Origin of the sequence: Photobacterium andalusiense, from assembly GCF_900185625.1 — a bacterium.
GTDB classification, from domain to species: domain Bacteria; phylum Pseudomonadota; class Gammaproteobacteria; order Enterobacterales; family Vibrionaceae; genus Photobacterium; species Photobacterium aquimaris.
Genome location: NZ_FYAJ01000007.1, coordinates 122833 through 144247, shown reverse-complemented (window position 1 = coordinate 144247; position 21415 = coordinate 122833). Strand labels below are relative to the sequence as shown.

General features: G+C 40.8%; 18 protein-coding genes. 6 read left to right on the top strand and 12 right to left on the bottom strand.

Annotation, left to right across the window (positions count from 1 at the left end):
• Positions 1-138 precede the first annotated feature (138 nt).
• Positions 139-2487 (top strand): PilZ domain-containing protein, encoded by a 2349-nt coding sequence (locus PAND9192_RS15590; RefSeq protein WP_087854514.1) that lies wholly within the window; start codon positions 139-141, stop codon positions 2485-2487.
• A gap of 49 nt (positions 2488-2536) precedes the next feature.
• On the opposite strand, the gene serB is transcribed toward PAND9192_RS15590, so the two are convergent.
• Positions 2537-3502: a phosphoserine phosphatase gene (gene serB / locus PAND9192_RS15585; protein WP_087854513.1), complete on the bottom strand. Its 966-nt coding sequence runs from the start codon at positions 3500-3502 to the stop codon at positions 2537-2539.
• A 263-nt stretch (positions 3503-3765) separates the two neighbouring features.
• On the opposite strand from serB, the gene PAND9192_RS15580 reads away from it, so the two are divergent.
• Complete coding sequence (locus PAND9192_RS15580; RefSeq protein WP_087854512.1) at positions 3766-4380, top strand: YtjB family periplasmic protein; 615 nt, start codon at positions 3766-3768, stop codon at positions 4378-4380.
• A 111-nt stretch (positions 4381-4491) separates the two neighbouring features.
• Here the strand turns inward: PAND9192_RS15580 and deoD are convergent, their stop codons facing one another.
• From deoD to PAND9192_RS15550, 6 genes are all read right to left on the bottom strand, one after another.
• The gene (gene deoD / locus PAND9192_RS15575) at positions 4492-5211 is read right to left on the bottom strand and encodes a purine-nucleoside phosphorylase (protein ID WP_036795952.1); all 720 of its coding nucleotides are present in this window, start codon (positions 5209-5211) and stop codon (positions 4492-4494) included.
• A gap of 178 nt (positions 5212-5389) precedes the next feature.
• On the bottom strand, positions 5390-6610 hold the full coding sequence (locus PAND9192_RS15570) for a phosphopentomutase (RefSeq protein ID WP_087854545.1): 1221 nt from the start codon (positions 6608-6610) through the stop codon (positions 5390-5392).
• A 10-nt stretch (positions 6611-6620) separates the two neighbouring features.
• Positions 6621-7952 (bottom strand): thymidine phosphorylase, encoded by a 1332-nt coding sequence (deoA, locus tag PAND9192_RS15565; RefSeq protein WP_087854511.1) that lies wholly within the window; start codon positions 7950-7952, stop codon positions 6621-6623.
• A 219-nt stretch (positions 7953-8171) separates the two neighbouring features.
• On the bottom strand, positions 8172-8948 hold the full coding sequence (gene deoC / locus PAND9192_RS15560; protein ID WP_087854510.1) for a deoxyribose-phosphate aldolase: 777 nt from the start codon (positions 8946-8948) through the stop codon (positions 8172-8174).
• Between the two features lie 625 nt (positions 8949-9573).
• Entirely contained in the window at positions 9574-10863 is a 1290-nt protein-coding gene (locus PAND9192_RS15555) for a NupC/NupG family nucleoside CNT transporter (RefSeq protein ID WP_060997681.1), read from the bottom strand.
• Positions 10864-11079: 216 nt separating this feature from the next.
• The gene (locus tag PAND9192_RS15550; protein ID WP_234999172.1) at positions 11080-11883 is read right to left on the bottom strand and encodes a TatD family hydrolase; all 804 of its coding nucleotides are present in this window, start codon (positions 11881-11883) and stop codon (positions 11080-11082) included.
• A gap of 167 nt (positions 11884-12050) precedes the next feature.
• On the opposite strand from PAND9192_RS15550, the gene prfC reads away from it, so the two are divergent.
• Positions 12051-13640: a peptide chain release factor 3 gene (gene prfC, locus PAND9192_RS15545; protein ID WP_087854509.1), complete on the top strand. Its 1590-nt coding sequence runs from the start codon at positions 12051-12053 to the stop codon at positions 13638-13640.
• Between the two features lie 78 nt (positions 13641-13718).
• On the opposite strand, the gene rimI is transcribed toward prfC, so the two are convergent.
• The 5 genes from rimI to ubiT form a co-directional block, all read right to left on the bottom strand.
• On the bottom strand, positions 13719-14174 hold the full coding sequence (gene rimI / locus PAND9192_RS15540) for a ribosomal protein S18-alanine N-acetyltransferase (RefSeq protein ID WP_060997679.1): 456 nt from the start codon (positions 14172-14174) through the stop codon (positions 13719-13721).
• Positions 14164-14565 carry a DNA polymerase III subunit psi gene (locus PAND9192_RS15535; protein WP_087854508.1) on the bottom strand — a complete coding sequence of 134 codons (402 nt, stop codon included), beginning with the start codon at positions 14563-14565 and terminating at the stop codon, positions 14164-14166. Before PAND9192_RS15535 ends, rimI begins: the two co-directional genes overlap by 11 nt.
• Positions 14566-14722: 157 nt before the next feature.
• Positions 14723-15820: a glycerol dehydrogenase gene (locus tag PAND9192_RS15530; protein ID WP_087854507.1), complete on the bottom strand. Its 1098-nt coding sequence runs from the start codon at positions 15818-15820 to the stop codon at positions 14723-14725.
• Positions 15821-16024: 204 nt separating this feature from the next.
• A complete protein-coding gene (locus PAND9192_RS15525) occupies positions 16025-16531 on the bottom strand; it encodes a GNAT family N-acetyltransferase (protein ID WP_087854506.1) in 507 nt (168 codons plus the stop codon).
• Complete coding sequence (gene ubiT, locus PAND9192_RS15520; protein WP_087854505.1) at positions 16521-17042, bottom strand: ubiquinone anaerobic biosynthesis accessory factor UbiT; 522 nt, start codon at positions 17040-17042, stop codon at positions 16521-16523. Before ubiT ends, PAND9192_RS15525 begins: the two co-directional genes overlap by 11 nt.
• 221 nt (positions 17043-17263) lie before the next feature.
• On the opposite strand from ubiT, the gene PAND9192_RS15515 reads away from it, so the two are divergent.
• From PAND9192_RS15515 to PAND9192_RS15505, 3 genes are all read left to right on the top strand, one after another.
• Positions 17264-19303 (top strand): sensor domain-containing protein, encoded by a 2040-nt coding sequence (locus PAND9192_RS15515; RefSeq protein ID WP_087854504.1) that lies wholly within the window; start codon positions 17264-17266, stop codon positions 19301-19303.
• A gap of 141 nt (positions 19304-19444) precedes the next feature.
• Positions 19445-20452: a ubiquinone anaerobic biosynthesis protein UbiU gene (ubiU, locus tag PAND9192_RS15510; RefSeq protein ID WP_087854503.1), complete on the top strand. Its 1008-nt coding sequence runs from the start codon at positions 19445-19447 to the stop codon at positions 20450-20452.
• A gap of 10 nt (positions 20453-20462) precedes the next feature.
• A complete protein-coding gene (locus tag PAND9192_RS15505; protein WP_087854502.1) occupies positions 20463-21338 on the top strand; it encodes a U32 family peptidase in 876 nt (291 codons plus the stop codon).
• Positions 21339-21415 lie beyond the last annotated feature (77 nt).

The following is a 21415-nucleotide window of genomic DNA, read 5'->3' as shown; positions in this document are numbered from 1 at the left end:
ATCACTCATTATTCACAATTGCTAATCAGATTAGCGTCAAGAATTTATCAAATAACGACAAATACATGTCAGTTAACACTAAACTTTTTGTTGTTGTAACCGATAAGTCTATCTAGCCACTCATTAATAGACCAAGCCATGCATCTCGACGATTATAAAGCCCTGATTGAACAGTTATTGCCAATCTATAACCAACCTGATTTTGAGCCCATGTTCAAATTATTAACTGAGCATGAAACGGGGCCGGTACGGCTACAAATAAAAATGGAAATCAATCGCTTGATGGCCCCTTGCAATAAAATTATTGATCTTCGAGGGCGGGTTAAAGGTCAGTGTCGACAGTATACATTTAATGGCTATGATCATTGGTTAGATGATGTCGCTATCAATATTTATCATCACCGCAGTAGTGTGTTTGGCGGTCAGTATTGCTATGGACTTTACGAAGAATTAATTAACACCCATAACAATTTTCGTATTATCCACCAACAGCAAAAACAGCCACCAACAGAGGCTATAACAGCAGACACTCAATACAGTTTATTCCAAGCTCAATTGATTCGATTTGGATACTACCTCAGCCGTGAAGAAAAAAGGCTCAGTATCGCGACCCCCATGGCATTAACATTAGCCAACAGCCAACAAGTACTGGCGACAACGGTCGATCTTTCTCTTTCTGGTGCAAAATGTAAAGTGCCTGCAGCGTTTGATTACCAACTTGGTCAAACAATTACTGCTTCGTTTCCACAACTAGCACAACAATACCAAGATGCGCGTCTTAACCAAAGTCACCACTATCGTATTTTAGGCATTGATGATATTCAAGATAACGACAGTATAAAATGGTTACGGTTATTGGCATTAACTGAAAATACGGCACTACAGGCGATTATTAAGCATGATCAGCATCAATCGTTAAGTCGTAATAACCATGACGATAAGATTATTCAATTACGCACCCAAGGGTTTGAGCATTGTTACCTTAAACATACGACAACAATGCCATTATTTTTTGCCGGAACTAGCCTTAAATACAGCTTGTTAACCGATCATAATCAACACCAATGGCAATATTGGCATGATGAACGTAACCAACCGATAATTAATCATCTGTTATCAGCCTCTCGTATCAGTAACCTCGGTCTAAGTAAGGTTTCACAAACCAGCACCTTAATTTATAGCTTCTTTCATGAGCATCAAGGCCAGCGTTATTTTTATTCCGCAGCATTGCCTGAAATGACGCGTCAACAACGGCTGTTATTTTGGCAAGTTGGTGCAAAACGTAAAAGTTGGCGCGTAATGCGATTAACGCTTTACCCTTTAACCGCTAACGATATCCAAACATTATCCCAATTGACGCCAGAAATGATGCCATGTTGTCAGGACTTATCCCATATTGGTACTTTGCAAGATCTAACCCACTTGCAAGTCCAACCAGATTATATTGGTAGTGCAGCGTCAACCTTAATGGCTCAAGAATTACATCAATTCCGCCACCCTCGCAATCCAATAAGCCAAGCAGAAGCAATTCATTTTGATCCTAAACCACTGCGCAGTGAATCTCGGTTTCAGTATCAAACAACCATCACCCTTCAACAAAATAATGGCATAATCAGCGGCCATTCAATCGATTTTTCCAGTCGTGGACTGAATATTAATTTAGATCAACCCTTGCGCTGTAAGCAAGGTGACACTGTGATCATCGAATTTACAGATTTAGCCCGTAGCACTAAAAATAGTATTTTAAAGAGAATGCCTTATCAGGTTATTCGCACCAGCCCTAATGGAAAAAATATTCAGTTAACGACCATTGAAAATGAAGACGGTTTATTGGGCGGGCAATTTCTACAAACGTTAATTACTTCTAATCTAGAGAAGCTGTCGGTATGCAAAGAGCCGCAACCTTCTGCGGCGATGTTGTTTGCGATGCACCAAATGTTGCTGACTCGATTGCATTGTTTGCCTTATTTCGCCGAAAAAGTTGACCATAAAATCAAGGTCAAAGCGGTTGGATCCAATTTTCCATTATCTCCACTGGCAAACATGCTCTACCAGCTAAGTGATAATGATCGCTGTGATCTTGATATTATTTTCAAACAACGAGTCAAACAATTACTCGCCGATCCAATGCGACCGCGAGACAAACAACCGCCTCCTGTTATTCATGAATTATATTTAGCAGTTGAGATTAAAGACAATAAAGTGCATAAGGTTGACACTAAGCTCCGCCAAGATTTTGATAATGTTGCTAGCCAACGGGCATATATTGAACAAGCTCGCCAACATGGAGAGTTATTCGCATTGCGGATCACCGCATTACCCGTGCTGAATCCGCTTACGATCTTAATTGGTGAAAAACTCAGTAAATTAGCACGCTTAACATTACATCGAGCGCGAGCATTAGAAATGGAGTTCACGTCATTAATCGGTTGTGGTGAAATTTTAGATATTACTGATGAAGTGTTAATTCGGCTTGAAATTCATTAATGTGATTAACCATTCGCACCGATTATAAGGTGCGAATGCTACATCAAACCTACCAAGCTAACCGTTGTTCGGCGAGGGATGCCGACAAGATACAAATGACCGCCCCTAAATCGGCATGACGAATTGCGACGTTTGCCTGTTGTTCAACTAGGGGTTTAGCATGATAAGCGATACCAAGCCCAGCAACATCCATCATCAGCAAATCGTTAGCACCATCACCCACAGCAACGGTATTATGCGGTTCAATATCAAACTCTTCAGCTAATGCCAATAATATTTCTGCTTTGGCTTTGGCATCAACCACTTTGCCAATCACCTTACCGGTTAACTTGCCGTCAATAATTTCAAGCGTATTGGAGGTTGCTGATACCAAATTAAATTGTTGCTGAAGATGATCGGAAAAATAAGTAAATCCGCCAGAAGCGATCGCTACTTGCCAACCATAATGATGCAAGGTCGCAATTAATTGAGGCAGCTCTGCCATTAACGGCAGTTGTTCTCGCACTTGCGCTAAAATCGCTTCATCTGCGCCAGCTAACGTAGCTACGCGCTGACGTAAACTTTGCTCAAAGTCTAATTCACCAGACATCGCCCGCTCTGTAACCGCCGCCACTTCTTCACCAACACCTGCAAGTTTCGCGATCTCATCAATACACTCAATCTCAATCGCGGTTGAGTCCATATCTAATACCACTACTCCAGGCATTGATAAATCAGGAATATCACTCACATAAGCGAAATCTAATTGCTGTTCTATCACTTTTTGCTGTTGCTCTAACGTTAGCTCACTGGCAATTAAAATTGCATCATATGCGCCCACTTTCCAAGCTGCGACAATATCAATAGCACTCAAACCAACATCATTAATCGCCTCAATATTATCAGTGGTAATTTGCTTACCATAGACTAACCAATTCGCTTGGCGCTTACTGGTGTTCGTGACAGATAAAATCTCGGGAAAGCGTTTAAACAAGGTCGGGTGTTTGTTGATTTTGAGTACGTTCGCAACGTCCATTATGTCATCCTTAACAATTTGATTACTATAAACCTAACGATTGTACTCATGAAGAGCAAGTCAAATTGTAAAATGACAGTTATATCACTAATAACAAAGGAATGTTTATATCTATAAAATTAGTGACTTATGTAAAGTTACCATTGCAAATCATTACCACCATTCATTTGTTAACAAAGTTTAACAATTACCTATAGGTGAAATAATCATCTATTATTTTTTTAGTGTAGAATAACCATCATCGAAGTAATCGAGAGCTATCAATGATCCAATGGAACACCAAACGGTGGCAACGTCAGCGACTGCATAAAACCGTTATATTGTTAATATGCCTATTAACATTTATAGGCATTCTTCAATACGGTGCTTCACTTAGCCAACAAAACTATCAATTGTTAAGTGAACAAACTCAAACCTTATCACAAATTATTGTACGCCAAGCCGCTCAAAATGCAGCGCTAGATATTGAAAATAAAGACCAAGATCAACTGCAATTATTAGTTCAAAATTTAACAACTGAGCCATTAATATTGGATGCTAGTATTTACAATATTGAGGGAGTGGTATTAGCAAAAACCAAAGCCGCAATGCCATTAGAACAATTAACAGGACTGTCGACGCCACTGGCAATGGCGAGTATCGGTCGCCAACAAATTGCAGAGCCAGTATTGCTCAATGGACATATTATTGGTTTTATGCGGATCACGCTCGAACACGATAAATTACTGACTCATGCTTACGCTCAAATGGCGACCATGACCGCTATTATTCGAGGCTTAATGATAGCGGCATTGATTCTAGGCGGATTATTGATGTTGGTCTTTAGTCGTCAGCATTACCAAGGACATTTTCCATTCCTGCGTAATCAGCACCAATAACAACAATTAGTGACCATAAAAAAGCGGCAACAGTTGGCACTGTTACCGCTTTTTTTATTTAACTTTCCTCATTAAAATAAGAACCTATAAACGGCCTTATTTCAACGACTATTACTCGGCATCACCAAGCAATACTGATTCTAATGCGATTTCAATCATCTCATTGAACGTTAATTGACGCTCTTCAGAAGTTGTTGCTTCACCACGTAGAATATGGTCAGAAACAGTACAGATAGTCAGTGCTTTAGCACCAAATTCTGCTGCTACGCCGTAGATACCAGCGGCTTCCATTTCAACACCAACGATGCCGTACTTATCCATTGTTTTGAAGAAATCAAAATCTGGGTTGTAGAATAAATCAGCAGAGAAGATATTACCTACTTTAACTGGAATACCTTTTGCTTTTGCTGCGTCTACTGCATTTTGTACCATACCAAAGTCAGCAATTGCTGCGAAGTCATGGCCACCAAAACGGATGCGGTTTACTTTAGAATCGGTTGATGCACCCATGCCGATAACAACATCACGTAATTTAACGTCATCACGTACAGCACCACAACTACCAACACGGATAATTTTCTTCACGCCAAAGTCTTTAATTAACTCTGTCGCATAGATAGAACAAGAAGGAATACCCATACCGTGGCCCATAACAGAGATCTTACGACCTTTGTAAGTACCAGTGAAACCAAGCATGCTACGTACGTTACATACTTCTGTCACATTCTCTAAGAATGTTTCTGCGATAAACTTAGCACGTAGTGGATCACCAGGCATCAGCACGACATCTGCAAAATCACCCATTTCAGCATTAATATGTGGAGTAGCCATCGTTATATCCTTTTGTTAATTAAATCAGTTATCAGTAATGCTAGCATTTGATTTAAACGCACCTTACTAATAACCAATAATCGCTATCATATAAACAAGCACATTTTTATACTAATCAAGGCGATTAATCCAATGATTCCTCGCCTTGATGATGAGAATAATAGCTGTTTATTCGTATTTATAGAAACGACTTACCGTAAGCCATATCTGAGGTACCAAAATGCGCAGCAAGGCTTTGACCAATGTCAGCAAATGTTTCACGACGGCCTAATGAACCCGCCTTCACTTTTGGTCCAGTAACAATCACTGGAATATGCTCGCGAGTATGATCTGTACCCGGCCATGTTGGATCACAACCATGGTCAGCAGTAATAATTAGCACATCATCTTCTTTTAGCAAGGCTAAGATTTCAGGCAAGCGACGGTCAAAGTACTCTAACGCTGCAGCATAACCTGCTACATTACGGCGATGGCCATATGCTGAGTCAAAATCAACGAAGTTAGTAAATACGATGCTGTTATCACTCGCTTGGTCAATTTGTGCTAACGTTGCATCAAACAATGCTGGAATACCGGTTGCTTTAACTTTACGAGAAATACCGCAGCCCGCATAGATATCAGAAATCTTACCGATAGAAATTACTTCACCTTGCTTTTCTTCAACCAACTTTTGCAGAATAGTTGCTGCAGGTGGCTCAAGAGACAAGTCACGACGGTTACCCGTACGCTCAAACTGACCTTTACCAGCGCCAGTAAATGGACGCGCAATAACACGACCAATATTGTAATCTTCTAGCTCTTCACGAGCGATGTGACAAAGTTCCATCAACTTATCAAGACCGTAAGTCTCTTCATGACATGCAATTTGGAATACAGAGTCAGCAGATGTATAGAAAATTGGTTTACCTGTTTGCATGTGCTCTTCACCCAAATCATCCAGTACTTGAGTACCAGATGCATGGCAGTTACCTAAGTAACCGTCTAAGCCTGCACGTGCAAGAATGCGATCTGTTAGTTCTTTAGGGAAACTGTTCGTTTTATCGCTAAAGTAACCCCAATCAAACAATACTGGTACACCTGCAATTTCCCAGTGACCAGAAGGGGTATCTTTTCCTGATGAAATTTCTTTCGCGTGGCCATAAGCACCCACGATTTCAACGTTACTATCCATACCTTCAGGAAAACTACCACATGATTCTTCACAGGCTTTTGCTAAACCTAATTTAGTTAGGTTTGGCAAATGTAGAGCACCGCTACGATCACCATTATCAGCTTCACCACGCGCACATGCTGCCGCAATATGACCAAGAGTATTTGCGCCTACATCACCGAAATCAACCGCATCTTCTGTCGCGCCGATACCAAAAGAATCTAAAACTAAAATAATTGAACGTTTCATTTTTGCTCCGTTATACATCTTGTTTGCCAATGCGACGGTATACTTCAGGGGTTGCTGCTGACGTTGTATCTGCAACGGTAATGTTAGCTCGTACTGCTTTCGCTGCTTCTTGCCATTGCGCTTCAGTGCGCGCATGTACCATTGCTAATGGTGTATCAGCATATACTTCATCACCAAGACGAATCATATTTGATAGACCTACTGCATAATCGATGTTATCGCTAGCAACACGACGACCACCACCCATGCCAACAACAGCCATACCTAAACCACGTGTATCCATTGCACTTGCGAAACCGGTTGTTTCAGCAAATACAGGTTTAACAATCTCTGCCTTATCAAGATAGTTATCATAATTATCGATAAAATCAGTTGGACCACCAAGACCTGCAACCATTTTGCCAAAACGTTCTGCTGCTTGACCATTATCTAACACTGCTTGAAGTTTGGCACGTGCTTGCGGTAAATCTGATGCAAGTTTACTGATAACTAACATTTCAGCACACAATGCCATCGTTACTTCGTATAGACGCGGATTACGGTATTCACCCGTTAAGAACTGTACCGCTTCACGTACTTCCAGCGCATTACCCGCTGTTGATGCTAATACTTGGTTCATGTCAGTCAATAACGCTGATGTACATGTACCTGCACCATTAGCAACCGCAACTATAGATTTTGCTAACTCTTCTGATGCTGCATAAGTTGGCATAAATGCGCCAGAACCTACTTTTACATCCATCACTAAGTAATCTAAACCAGCCGCTAATTTCTTCGACAAAATAGATGCAGTGATCAATGAAATATTATCAACCGTTGCGGTTACATCACGGGTTGCGTACACACGTTTATCAGCAGGGGCTAAATCACCTGTTTGACCGATAATTGCCACACCAGCTTCTTTAGTTACTTTACCGAACACTTCATTGCTTGGCGTAATGTTATAACCTGGAATTGATTCCAACTTATCTAACGTACCGCCAGTATGACCAAGACCACGACCTGAAATCATTGGTACATAGCCACCACATGCCGCTACCATAGCGCCCAGCATTAAAGAGGTCACATCACCCACACCACCGGTTGAGTGTTTATCAACAATTGGACCATCGAAATTCATATGGCCCCAATCAATTACCATACCAGAATCACGCATTGCACAAGTTAATGCGACCCGCTCATCCATAGTCATATCATTAAAATAAACCGCCATTGCAAATGCTGCGATTTGACCTTCAGAGACAGTGTTCTTCGCTACACCTTGAATGAAAAAATTAATTTCATCTGCTGTTAAAGCAATATTGTCGCGTTTTTTACGAATAATTTCTTGAGGTAAGTACATGACGATCCTCTTACGGATATAAATTTCAATGGGGAAAATTAATTATCTAATGGTCAAATTACGCTATATAAGCCGCCAAAATTTGCCTGCAAAAACCCGTCACTGACATTTAAATATCATTGATAAATAGGGTTAAATAACCTAGATAATTGTCACTAATATAAAACAATTAGTGTTAAGAATAATAAGGTGGCATAACGCCACCTTATTCAAAGATGCTTAGTAACCGCCTTGTGCTGCTTGCTCGCCTTCACCTAACGTGTGAAGTAAGTTAGCAAGTAGGCTTGATGCACCAAAACGGTAATGACGGCTATCAGCCCACTCATCACCAAGAATAGTGTTAGCCATTGCTAGGTATTGTTGTGCATCTTCAGCTGTACGCACGCCACCAGCAGGCTTAAAGCCAACTGTTTTAGATACGCCCATATCTTTAATCACATTTAGCATGATTTCAGCATATTCAGGTGTTGCGTTTACAGGCACTTTACCTGTTGATGTTTTAATGAAATCAGCACCAGCATTGATACAGATTTCAGACGCTTGCTTAATAAGCGCTTCAGTTTTTAGCTCACCAGTTTCGATGATAACTTTTAGTAGTACGTTATCGCCACATGCTGCTTTACATTGCTTAACCAGCTCAAAGCCTACTTCTGCATTACCAGCCATAAGTGCGCGGTATGGGAATACTACATCTACTTCATCTGCGCCATAAGCTACAGCTGCTTTCGTTTCAGCAACAGCAATCTCAATATCGTCGTTACCGTGTGGAAAGTTAGTCACGGTTGCAATACGTACTTCTGGTGTACCTTGTTCACGTAATTGCTTTTTAGCAACAGGAATAAAACGTGGGTAGATACATACTGCAGCAGTGTTACCAACAACTGTTTTTGCGTTCTTACACAATGCGATCACTTTTTCATCAGTGTCGTCTTCATTTAGTGTTGTAAGATCCATTAATTTTAATGCACGTAATGCCGCAGCTTTTAAATCGCTCATGACTCTCTCCAGTCGTAATGTTTGATCGAGATAGCATCAATAATACTATCTGAATACTCGATATGAATTCAGCAGTGAACTCATCAAATTCACTGCAATGCAACGACATTGATTATCGCTGTCATCTATGAGCGGACGTTGTTCCTTGAAGACCCAGTTATCAATTAACATAATACTGGTTGCTATCCTTAGCACCGCGCGTGCGACCTAAAACAACGTTGCGTTAGTCAACTTGCTTAGGTTTTACTTGCTTATAATATCAACTCAACCACGACTCGACTATTAAACTCGTGTTTCCTGTGGTGGATAATATGTTTACTGAAATAAAAACTGCTATCGTAACTCATGCAACTTGATCATAAAAAAAGCCATTTATTGCATAACTATTATTAATGATGCAAATAACAGCCATAATTTATTATCAATAACAGTAGTACTGTTTCTATTTGAGAATAATAGCAGAGTGAAAAATTAGAAAGGCGAACGCAATCGATTTTATTACATTAAATTAGGTTAATTACACTTAAACCAATGTAAACCTCATCGTATAACCAAAAACAAAAAAAACGCCACCGCTAATGCGATGGCGTTAATAATAGCTTGTTATTTGTTACTGTTAGTCTTATTACGCTGCTAGAGCAATAAATAGACCAGCAATTGTTGCAGACATAAGGTTAGATAACGTACCTGCTGCCACTGCCTTCATACCGAAGCGAGCGATTTCAGCACGACGTGTTGGTGCAAGGCTACCAATACCACCCAGTAGAATAGCGACTGAAGATAAGTTAGCAAAACCACACAATGCAAATGAGATGATAGCTTTAGTCTTATCAGACATTACTGCACCAGTCTCTGCTACTAACATACCGCCGTCAGCCACATCTTTCAGGTAAGGGGCAAAGTTTAGGTAAGCAACGAATTCGTTAACAACAATCTTTTGACCGATGAATGAGCCAGCAAGTTGTGCTTCGCCCCATGGCACACCAATTAGGAATGCTAGTGGTGAGAAGATGTAACCTAGAATTAATTCTAGTGTTAACTGAGGCATACCGAACCAACCGCCGATACCACCTAACATGCCGTTTACTAATGCGATTAGACCGATGAATGCAAGTAGCATTGCGCCAACGTTTAGTGCTAGTTGCATACCTGATGATGCACCCGCAGCTGCCGCATCAAAAATGTTTGCTGGTTTTTCTTCAGCTTCATCAACGTTGTCACCTAGCTGCTCAATTGGCTGCTCTGTTTCAGGCTTGATGATTTTTGCAAATAATAGACCACCAGGTGCTGCCATGAATGACGCAGCAATCAAGTACTCTAGTGGTACACCCATTTGTGCGTAACCTGCTAGTACACCACCAGCAACTGACGCCAAACCACCACACATTACCGCAAACAACTCAGACTGAGTCATCTTAGGTACGAATGGACGAATAACTAATGGTGCTTCTGTTTGACCAACAAAGATATTTGCTGTTGCAGACATTGATTCTGCATGTGATGTACCTAGTACTTTACGTAGTCCGCCACCAAGAATATTGATAACAACCTGCATAATACCTAAGTAGTAAAGCACGCTAATAAGAGCAGAGAAGAACACGATAACTGGCAGAACACGTAAGGCGAAAACAAAACCACCACCGCCGAACAGCTCAAACATCTTGTTTGAAGTTAGACCGCCAAATAAGAAGTTAATACCGTCATTACCGTAAGCAATAACGTTAGCAACTGCTTGTGACATACCGTACAGCACATCACGGCCTACAGGTACATAAAGTACAAATGCACCCAACAGGAATTGGATAGCAAATGCGCCACCAACAGTACGTAGATTGATCGCTTTACGGTTATCAGAAAGTAGTACAGCAATTAGTAGCAGTACCACCATCCCAACAAGGCTCATTAGCAGGCTCATGATTTATGGAATCCTATAGTTAAGTTTTGGCGTCTTGACAGTTCGGCTCTTTAAGAGTTGGCGCATTATACTCATGGAGCTGATGATGATGTAATGCCAAGATCACAGTTTATGAGGAAACTTCATGTATTAGAATTCGCTATTGTGATCGGTATCACAGAACAGCCACTGCAATATGCAAACGATTAGCGCAATCGTTTGGCTTTGGCAGCAAAATCACAGCTTGATTTGAAATAATTCAGCCGTTGTTAAGGTTGTTGCTTGTGCTATGTGCGCATAAGTCTCACCTCGAAGTTGAGCTAATACGGTCACAATATCAACTAAACGCTCAGGTCGATTCGGTTGACCTTGATAACCCGCAACGGGCATATCTGGTGAATCAGTTTCCAATAACAGCGCAGATAACGGTAACTTAGTCATAGTAGCGCGAGTTTTCTGCGCTCGACTATAAGTAATTGTGCCACCTACCCCGATTTTGATACCGAGATCAACTAGCTGAGTCGCTTGTTGGTAACTACCACTAAAACCATGATAAACACCTCCCGCTTTTGGTAACTGCTGGCGCAATAACTGCACTAGTTCAGGAAACGCTTTACGACAATGTAATATCACCGGTAATTGATATTGATTCGCCAATATCAATTGTGTGCGTAGCCACTCAAGCTGTTGCTCACGATTAACATTCGCAACCGCAAAATCTAACCCACACTCACCAACAGCCACACAACGATTGTCATCTTTAGCATCAATAAGTGCGGCGGTTAATTCAGTCATAACCTCAGCACTATGTTGATGACTAAAAAAAGGATGGATACCTAAGCCATAATACAGGCCTGAAAATTGCTGACATAAGCTCGCAACTGTACCCCAGTTGCTATTGCCGACAGTTGGAATAACCATCGCTTTTACGCCAGCTTGCTGCGCTTGTGTCCACGCTTGAGCTGGATTGTCAGCAAAAGGGGCGAAATCAAAATGGCAGTGACTGTCAATGATTACTGAATTATTGCTAACTACAGACATAGTTTGAATCTCTATCAAGGCAGGTATTGTGGCTATTATTACTCAAATTCAACCTCAAATACGCCATTCTTTATCTTTGTGAGTAATTCTCCTGTGGCTAGATTGAGTCTAAAGGTAAAATCAGCGACAATAGCGAATAACGCACTCCATTCAAAAAGAACATGCTAATGTCGCAAACACTGTTTCAAGGCGAAGTATCGAAACGTCGTACTTTCGCTATTATCTCCCACCCCGATGCGGGTAAAACCACCATTACTGAAAAAGTATTGTTGTTCGGAAACGCGATCCAAAAAGCGGGTACCGTAAAAGGTCGTGGCTCTAACCAGCATGCAAAATCTGACTGGATGGAGATGGAAAAAGAACGTGGTATCTCGGTAACTACATCTGTGATGCAGTTTCCTTACAATGCTTGTTTAGTTAACTTGCTTGATACTCCTGGACACGAAGACTTCTCAGAAGATACTTACCGTACCCTAACGGCAGTTGACTCATGTCTTATGGTTATTGATGCCGCTAAAGGTGTCGAAGATCGTACCCGTAAGCTAATGGAAGTTACTCGTCTACGTGACACACCTATCGTTACCTTCATGAACAAATTGGACCGTGAAACACGTGATCCAATGGAACTGCTTGATGAAGTTGAAGTTGAACTAGGTATGGCATGTGCTCCAATTTCATGGCCAATTGGTTGTGGTAAAGAGTTCAAAGGTGTTTACCATATTCACCGTGATGAAACGATTCTGTATAGCACAGGTCAAGGCCACACTATTCAAGAACAACGCATCATTAAAGGCTTAGATAATCCCGAGCTTGATGTTGCAATCGGTAACGATTTAGCAGCCAATTTACGTGAAGAACTAGAGCTTGTGATCGGCGCATCTAATGAGTTTGATCTTGAGCTATTTTTAGCCGGTGAACTAACACCAGTATTCTTTGGTACTGCACTGGGTAACTTTGGTGTTGACCATATGCTTGATGGTTTAACTGAGTGGGCGCCAGCGCCATTACCTCGCCAAGCAAATACGCGTGAAGTTGAAGCTACAGAAGATAAATTCTCAGGCTTTGTATTTAAGATCCAAGCTAACATGGATCCTAAGCACCGTGACCGTATTGCATTTATGCGTATTGTGTCTGGTACTTATAATCAAGGTATGAAGATGAACCATGTTCGTACCGGCAAAAGCGTCAGTATTTCTGATGCGGTAACTTTTATGGCGGGTGACCGTTCACGCGCAGAAGTTGCTTATGCTGGTGATATTATTGGTTTACACAACCACGGTACCATTCAGATTGGTGATACCTTCACTCAAGGTGAGAACCTTAAGTTTGCCGGTATTCCAAACTTTGCGCCTGAATTATTCCGTCGCATTCGTCTAAAAGATCCACTCAAGCAAAAGCAGTTACTAAAAGGCTTAGTGCAACTTTCAGAAGAAGGTGCTGTACAAGTATTCCGTCCACTACAAAACAACGATCTGATCGTGGGTGCGGTAGGTGTACTTCAGTTTGATGTGGTTGTTGCCCGTCTTAAAGCTGAATATAACGTTGAAGCGATTTATGAAGGCGTTAACGTTGCTACTGCGCGCTGGGTTGAATGTGATGATGCTAAGAAACTTGAAGAATTCAAGCGTAAGAACCAATCTCATCTTGCACTAGATGGCGGTGATAACTTATCTTACATCGCGCCAACCATGGTTAATCTTAACCTTGCCAAAGAGCGTTTCCCTGAAGGTGATTTCCGTGCCACTCGTGAGCACTAATCTCCTAACAGGTTACTAATACCAAAAAGGCCGTATTCAGATGAATACGGCCTTTTTATTGGTCTACTTAGCACTAAATCAGCTAAAAGGCATAAACATATATGCCATAATCAATGCATCTTCACGACCATCAACGGCTGGATAATAGCCAACGCGGCGATTAGTTTCATTAAATCCAGTTGCTTCATAAAGCTTGTATGCACCGAGATTACTTTCGCGTACTTCTAACCAAATTTCTTCCGCTTGCTTGGCTTCTAATGCATCAATAAAGCCATTAAGTAATAATTTACCGTAGCCTTTACGTTGCTGAGCAGGATCAATGGCAATATTTAATAACGTACCTTCCCCTGCAACCAATTGTCCAAAGCAATAACCTACCACTTGCTCGTCAACCACTAATACATAGTTCGCGGCAATGCGGTTAGGCTCTTTACGGATCATCGATTCTGCCCACGGAAAGGTGTTAGCAGCTTGCTCGATGCGCCAAACATCATCAGTATGGTGTGGTTCTAATGGAATAATTTTATGCGTCATAACTACAAATCTGTTGCCATAATGCCTTCTTTGACGAGGGATCATTATGCATAAGTTTTAATGAGGCCGAATTCAGTACCTGACAACCTGTAGGGTGCGCCCCTTGGCAACCCGCAAACCAACACCAAGTTAAATGATGCTCTGCGATTTGATCAAGTGCCGATAGCGGCAAGGATAATGCTTGCTGTGGGGTTAATTTCATACTTGATAAAATCCGCCCAAATAACCAAGCATCATGCTCATCCAATTCCTCTGCCGCAATAAAAAGCAGCTTACACTCAGCGGGTAGATTGATCACAGGCAGCACTTGATTAGGAAAAAGCTCAGGCTTTCGCACTTGCCAATAAGTGATCCCCATTTCCTGTAACACCTGAATATCGCGTTGCTTCATATCCTACCTGCTATGGAATATAAATGGAGACTGATCCTAGCAAATCCGCACTGCTTTGTACTCATAAACTATCATCTTCTGTTCCTAATGACTTAAAAACAACAATGCCGACATGATGCCGGCACTGTATTTACTCATCAGTCATTAAACTGAAAACTTAGTCATGGTAGCGCTGGGCTAATGCATCAGCTGCAACCATCGCTTGGTAAACGCGATCAGCATTTACTTTAACCGCCATATTGCACATAGTGTCACCTTCAGCACACGCAATCTCTGCTACTTGACGCCATTCAGATTCCACCATTGCTTCAATACCAAAATCAGCTAACGTTAATGGTAAGCCTGCTGTTTTCATCACGTAAATGACGTTTTCAATTTCTTCAGTATCTGCTTTTTCTAATACTAATTGAGTTAACAAACCAAATGCTACTTTCTCACCATGTTGAATATGGTGTAGTTGTGGTAATGAAGACATACCGTTACTCACTGCGTGTGCAGCCGCTAAACCGCCTGACTCAGCACCGATACCACTTAGGTAAATTGTTGCTTCAACCATTTCTTCTAATGCTGGAGTCACCACATGACGACGTGCTGCATCCATTGCCATTTCTACGTTTTCAACAATTAATTCATAGCACATTAGTGCCATACCAAGACCGGTACGTGATACTCGTTTTTGAACAAGGTTTAAACCGTCAGCATAACAACATGCTCGTGCTTCAAAAAAAGTCGCTAGCGCATCACCAATACCCGCAGCAAAGAACTTGGTTGGCGCGGCGGCAATAATCCCGGTATCGGCAATAACAGCATCTGGGTTTTGCGGTAGGAATAAGTAACGGTCAAACTCACCATCATCTTTGTATACTACTGATAACGCAGTACAAGGTGCATCTGTAGAAGCAATAGTTGGAAAAATAATAACCGGAATGTGAGCAAAATGTGCCACTGCTTTAGCGACATCCATGGTTTTACCACCACCTATACCCACCACCACATTAGCACCAAGGCGTTTAACTATCTCATGGATACGACCAATTTCAGTATCAGTACATTCATATTGAAATTGTTCTGCATGAGCAGTAATACCCGCTTGTTGTAATACAGGTAAAGCCTCGGTTTTTACTTTATTAAGAATAAATTCATCGCAAATCAATAAGGCATTATTACCAAAATCTTTAATAAATCCATCCAACTGCGGTAACAGGTTTTGACCGATAATAAATTTTTTAGGTGAGGTAATACTACGTGGGATCATTGCTGCTATTCCTTAGAATTATTTATTAGCAATAAAATACCACCACTCAATATGAACCCAAATGACAAATAAAGAGTTCTTACTTCCCAATATTAAAACAATTACACTTATTTATTAATAGCTTATGAACAAAAACCAAAAAAGCCGCAATCTGAGCTTAATCTCTGATTGCAGCTTTTTTTAATCGCTTTGAGTCAATTTTTATTACGCTAGAGTATTAAACTCTTCACAATACTCAACCAAACCTTGATGTTGTTGCACGCTGCCAGGTGCAATTTCTAACACCATAAAAGCCTCTTCGGTTGCTGGCCAGCAACATGTTAAGTCATATTGTAATGCTGCTTGATAACCTGCACGGTGATAATAACTAGGATCACCTAATACCACTACAGCTGGATAATCAAAATCTGCTAATGTCGCTTGTGCTTCTGCTAATAATGCTAAACCAACCCCTTGATGACGGTGATCTTCACGCACTGCTAGCGGCGCAAGACCTTGCCAATTGGTTTCTTGTCCAGCCACAGTGACCGGACTAAAAAAAGCATGTCCAATCACTTCACCTTCATCAGTACAAGCGACCAATGATAACGTGCGGCAACCATTTTCACGTAGGCGCATCACTAAATTAGCTTCAGCATCAGTCTCAAAAACAGTTTTTAATAACTTATCTATCAATAAAATATCAGCAGGTGCTTCAGATCTAATGAGCATGTACTACCTCGTTGTCAGTCACGTTGGCCTGCATTCCCTGATGAATAAAATCAGCTGATTGCTGTAACACAAATTTCACTGGAACTGGTAAAGAATCAAGATCAATACTGTCCATCAAATTCTTTACTTCTAATCCGAGCTCGGTATCACCTTCAATGCGAAGACGACGTTGAAAGAACAGTGTATCAGGATCTTCTTTACGTGCTGCAATTAATACTAAGTCATTACACTCACCACTAAAGCTCACATCATGATGCTCACATTGCTCTGCAACGACTAATTTCTCGTCTTGATAGCTAATAAACCACTGTAATTCTAAATCACGGACTTCCACTTTTAACCAGCGATCTTCAAGAAACTCAAAATCACCGTCTTCTAATGCTTCTTTAAAAACCATTGCTAAGCCATCTAGCATCATTTTCTTTTGAATAGCGAACGGGGTCAGTTTTGCAGGGACGCGTAATAATGCCGGGCCATGTTGAACCAATTTTTTTCTAAGTTGAGCAATCACTATGTGTATTCCTGTTTAAAATCGAACGCTAAAAATGAATTGTATGGCAATCTTGACCATTTGTTTTATGCCTTGAGTCAAAAAAAAGCAACTGCATCGCTAAAACTGAGCATTATTTTGTTAATAAACATTATATTTACGCTAACTAACATTTACACTGCTGATGGCTAAACTTCACCTTATCATTAATATCTCAATATAGCGTCAAGGATCAGACATTCATGCACCTAGAGCAACTTGACTATTGGTTTCCATTACTAACAAATAATAGTCCTTTCCTATTTGCTATTCTTGATGTTCAGCATAATTACTGTCATGTTAATGATCGTTACTGTGATATCAGTGGTAAACCACAACATGAATTGCTCGGGAGTAACGATACCGACACTCTAGGCAGTTATTACTACCAATGCTTAAAGCCCTATTATGACCGTGCTTTTAAAGGTGAGGTGATTGAGGCTGAAATTATAATTAATGATACTTCTCATCACACTAGCTTGCATATTAGCTTGGCACCATTAGTCAGTAATGACGGTAATATTAAGCACATTATTTTACATTCAGTTGATACCTCAGAACGGCACATTCTGATTAATTCCTTACAAGAGTCGGAACACCAACTCAACCAACTGCAAAACTTAATGACAGATGGCCTCTGTGTGGTTGAAAAAAATATCATCATGAATGCTAACCAGCGAGCCATTGAATTATTAGCAATAACATCTAAAAATGCGTTATTGGGACAAGCATTGAGTAATGTCTTGCTTGATAACAAGAAGCAGCCTTGCCACAGTACACAGCTAGAGCACATCACCCATAACGATAATCAACATTATTATGCCGTGCATGGTGAGGATAATTCACCACTACTATTGGCCACAACTCCCATAACTATGATGGGTGAAGCGGCACTATTAATAAAACTCACCGCAGCCACCCGCACCGATGACCAGCAGCATAAAATAGAGCAACTAATGCAACTTGATCCATTAACAGGGCTTTATAACCGCTATGGTTTTAGTCGCCAATTAGATCTGTTAATGAAAGCCAATACACCACTGTTTATGCTGTATATAGACATTGATAACTTCAAAAATATCAATGATTCATTAGGACACCATATTGGCGATAAAGTGTTGCAAGAAATTGCTCAACGCCTGCAACAGCTATTACCTAAAAATGCCTTAATTGGTCATTTAAGCGGCGATGAATTTGCAGTACTGGTTACTTATCCAGAACATGAAAATAGCGGTGAAGTGATTGCAGAGCAGATTATTGCCTTAGTTAACCAACCTTTTGATTTACGCTATTTTAGTAAACACCTTGCTTGCTCTATTGGCATGGTTAAGTCACCAGGTAATGGTCATGATGCACGCATGATGTTACAAAATGCTGATACAGCAATGTATGAAGCCAAAAACCGTGGCCGAAATCGCTTGGTGGTGTTTAGCGACGCCATGAGTAAAGAAGCTCGCATGCGGTTATGGCTTGAAATCGAACTTCAAAAAGCGCTACAAAATAACGGCCTCGAAGTGTGGTATCAACCTAAGGTCAATGCTAAAAACTTTGAAATTGATGGCGCGGAAGCATTAGTTCGCTGGAAGCATCCTGTTGAAGGCTACATCAGTCCAGCACAGTTTATTCCTGTAGCTGAGCGTTCAGGTCTTATTGAACAATTAGGTCGAGTGGTAATGCGCGAAGTCTTTACCACCGTTAACCAATGGAAAAAACAACAGCTTTTAAAAGGTCGTGTCGCGATTAACTTATCATCCCAGCAATTTGAAAACCCTAAGTTAATCAGTTTTGTTGATCAACTGCGCCAGCTAACTGGTATTAATGCGGCTGACTTTACCTTTGAACTGACTGAAAGTACGGTAATGAGTGACGGTGAGCATACCATTCAAATGCTAAATGCCATAAAACAACAAGGGTTTGCGTTATCCATTGATGACTTTGGTACCGGCTATTCTTCACTGTCTTATTTAGCTCGTTTCCCCCTTGATGAACTTAAAATTGATCGCGCATTTATTAAAGACATTGATACTATTCCCAAACAAATTACCTTAATTGAAAATATTATCAATTTAGGCAAATCACTTAGCATGAGTGTGGTTGCAGAAGGAATTGAGACTCGTCAACAAGCAACACTACTGTCAAACCTTAATTGTGACTATATTCAAGGATTTCATTTTCACCGCCCGATGCCTAAACAAGAACTTGAGCAGTTGTTATTAAAGGAAAAAATTTATCTCAACGGTTGATATTAGTCTAAAAATGCGATCATTTAGTAACAATTTTATTGTTTAATATCAACAAAACCTGCCTAGCATCAAGATCTATAACAATAAACACTTTTACTATAATGACATCGCTTTTATGCAAAGATTGGATAATAAAATAACATGGAGCTTCTTTGCCCAGCTGGTAATTTACCAGCGTTAAAAACAGCTATTGATAATGGCGCAGATGCAGTTTATATCGGTTTTAAAGACGATACTAACGCTCGCCACTTTGCGGGTTTAAACTTCACTGATCGCAAACTTGAAAAAGCAGTGCAGTATGTAAAAGATCATGATCGTAAATTGCATGTTGCTTTGAACACTTTTGCCCATCCCGATGGTTTTAGTCGTTGGACCAAAGCAGTCGATAATGCTGCAGCAATGGGCGTGGATGCACTGATTGTGGCTGATATCGGTGTACTTGAATATGCCGCTACCACCTACCCTGATTTAGAATTGCACTTATCAGTTCAAGCATCAGCAACCAACACTGCTGCGATTGAGTTTTATCAACAAAACTTCAATATCAAGCGAGTGGTATTACCGCGCGTATTATCCATTCATCAAGTAAAGCAGTTAGCACGTAATACCGATATGCAATTAGAAGTTTTTGCTTTTGGTAGCTTGTGCATTATGTCTGAAGGTCGCTGTTATTTATCTTCTTACATGACAGGTGAATCACCCAATACTGTTGGTGCTTGTTCACCTGCTAAGTATGTTCGCTGGCAAGAAACGCCACAAGGGCTAGAATCACGCTTAAATGAAGTGCTGATTGATCGCTATGCTGCGGGTGAAAATGCGGGTTATCCAACCTTATGTAAGGGTCGATTTGATATTAATATCGATGGTAATAACAAGCGTTTCCATGCACTAGAAGAGCCTACTAGTCTTAATACATTAGAGATTCTACCTGAACTTTTTAAAGCCAATATTGCTTCGGTTAAGATTGAAGGCCGCCAACGTAGTCCAGCCTATGTTGAGCAAGTTACTCGTACTTGGCGCGCAGCGATTGACCACTATTTAGCAAATCCTGAAGGCTACAGTGTTAACCCTGCGTGGAATGCATGCCTAGGTAATTTGTCTGAAGGTAAACAAACAACGTTAGGTGCATACCACCGTAAATGGCAATAAAGGATCATTAATGAAATATTCACTTGGACCATTGCTGTACTTTTGGCCTCAGCATGATGTTGAAACATTTTATCAACAAGCCAAGCACAGCAATGTTGATGTGATTTATTTAGGGGAAACGGTGTGCTCTAAACGTCGAGCATTAAAACCAGCCCAATGGATTGATATCGCTAAAGAGCTCGCAACAAATGGTAAGCAAGTTGTGCTGTCAACCATGGCGTTGCTAGAAGCGCCTAGCGAAGTCAACATCATGAAAAAATATATCGATAATGGCGATTTTATTGTTGAAGCTAACGATGTATCTGCGATTCAACTTGCCTCACAAAGCAAAGTGCCATTTGTAGTAGGGCCTGCGGTAAACTGCTATAACGCGCAGACGTTGAAGTTGTTTGCTAAACAAGGGATGACTCGTTGGTGTATGCCAGTTGAATTGTCTCGAGATTGGTTAAGTAACACCTTAACCGAATGTGAAACACTTGGGATCCGCGATAAATTTGAAACCGAAGTCTTTAGTTATGGCTACCTTCCATTAGCTTACTCTGCGCGCTGCTTTACAGCTCGGGCTGAAAATAAAGCCAAAGATGATTGCGAAACTTGCTGTATTAAGTACCCACAAGGGATCACAGTTAACAGTCAAGAAGATCAAAAAGTTTTCACCCTTAATGGCATTCAAACCCAATCTGGTTACTGTTATAACCTGATCAATGATTTGAAAGGCATGAAAGATATGGTCGACGTGGTCCGATTAAGCCCAATGGGACTTGATACCCTGACACTGATTGATGATTTCCGAGCCAATGAACAAGGTGATATTCGTCACTCACTTGCTGATGGCCATCAATGCAATGGTTACTGGCATAATCTAGCCGGATTAGATATTCGCTAGAGGTTCGAGGTTCGAGGTTCGAGGTTCGAGGTTCGTTTAGAATAAAAAATAGCCGCTATGATAAGCGGCTATTTTTA

Bases quoted from the DNA above. Each gene is read 5' to 3' on its own strand.
- PAND9192_RS15580 (WP_087854512.1), top strand. From the start codon at position 3,766: ATGATCCAATGGAACACCAAACGGTGGCAACGTCAGCGACTGCATAAA.
- serB (WP_087854513.1), bottom strand. From the start codon at position 3,502: ATGGACGTTGCGAACGTACTCAAAATCAACAAACACCCGACCTTGTTT.
- deoD (WP_036795952.1), bottom strand. From the start codon at position 5,211: ATGGCTACTCCACATATTAATGCTGAAATGGGTGATTTTGCAGATGTC.
- PAND9192_RS15525 (WP_087854506.1), bottom strand. From the start codon at position 16,531: ATGCTCATTAGATCTGAAGCACCTGCTGATATTTTATTGATAGATAAG.
- prfC (WP_087854509.1), top strand. From the start codon at position 12,051: ATGTCGCAAACACTGTTTCAAGGCGAAGTATCGAAACGTCGTACTTTC.
- PAND9192_RS15550 (WP_234999172.1), bottom strand. From the start codon at position 11,883: ATGTCTGTAGTTAGCAATAATTCAGTAATCATTGACAGTCACTGCCAT.
- ubiU (WP_087854503.1), top strand. From the start codon at position 19,445: ATGGAGCTTCTTTGCCCAGCTGGTAATTTACCAGCGTTAAAAACAGCT.
- PAND9192_RS15535 (WP_087854508.1), bottom strand. From the start codon at position 14,565: ATGAAGCAACGCGATATTCAGGTGTTACAGGAAATGGGGATCACTTAT.
- PAND9192_RS15570 (WP_087854545.1), bottom strand. From the start codon at position 6,610: ATGAAACGTTCAATTATTTTAGTTTTAGATTCTTTTGGTATCGGCGCG.
- rimI (WP_060997679.1), bottom strand. From the start codon at position 14,174: ATGACGCATAAAATTATTCCATTAGAACCACACCATACTGATGATGTT.
- PAND9192_RS15530 (WP_087854507.1), bottom strand. From the start codon at position 15,820: ATGATCCCACGTAGTATTACCTCACCTAAAAAATTTATTATCGGTCAA.
- deoA (WP_087854511.1), bottom strand. From the start codon at position 7,952: ATGTACTTACCTCAAGAAATTATTCGTAAAAAACGCGACAATATTGCT.
- PAND9192_RS15505 (WP_087854502.1), top strand. From the start codon at position 20,463: ATGAAATATTCACTTGGACCATTGCTGTACTTTTGGCCTCAGCATGAT.
- PAND9192_RS15590 (WP_087854514.1), top strand. From the start codon at position 139: ATGCATCTCGACGATTATAAAGCCCTGATTGAACAGTTATTGCCAATC.
- PAND9192_RS15555 (WP_060997681.1), bottom strand. From the start codon at position 10,863: ATGAGCCTGCTAATGAGCCTTGTTGGGATGGTGGTACTGCTACTAATT.
- deoC (WP_087854510.1), bottom strand. From the start codon at position 8,948: ATGAGCGATTTAAAAGCTGCGGCATTACGTGCATTAAAATTAATGGAT.
- PAND9192_RS15515 (WP_087854504.1), top strand. From the start codon at position 17,264: ATGCACCTAGAGCAACTTGACTATTGGTTTCCATTACTAACAAATAAT.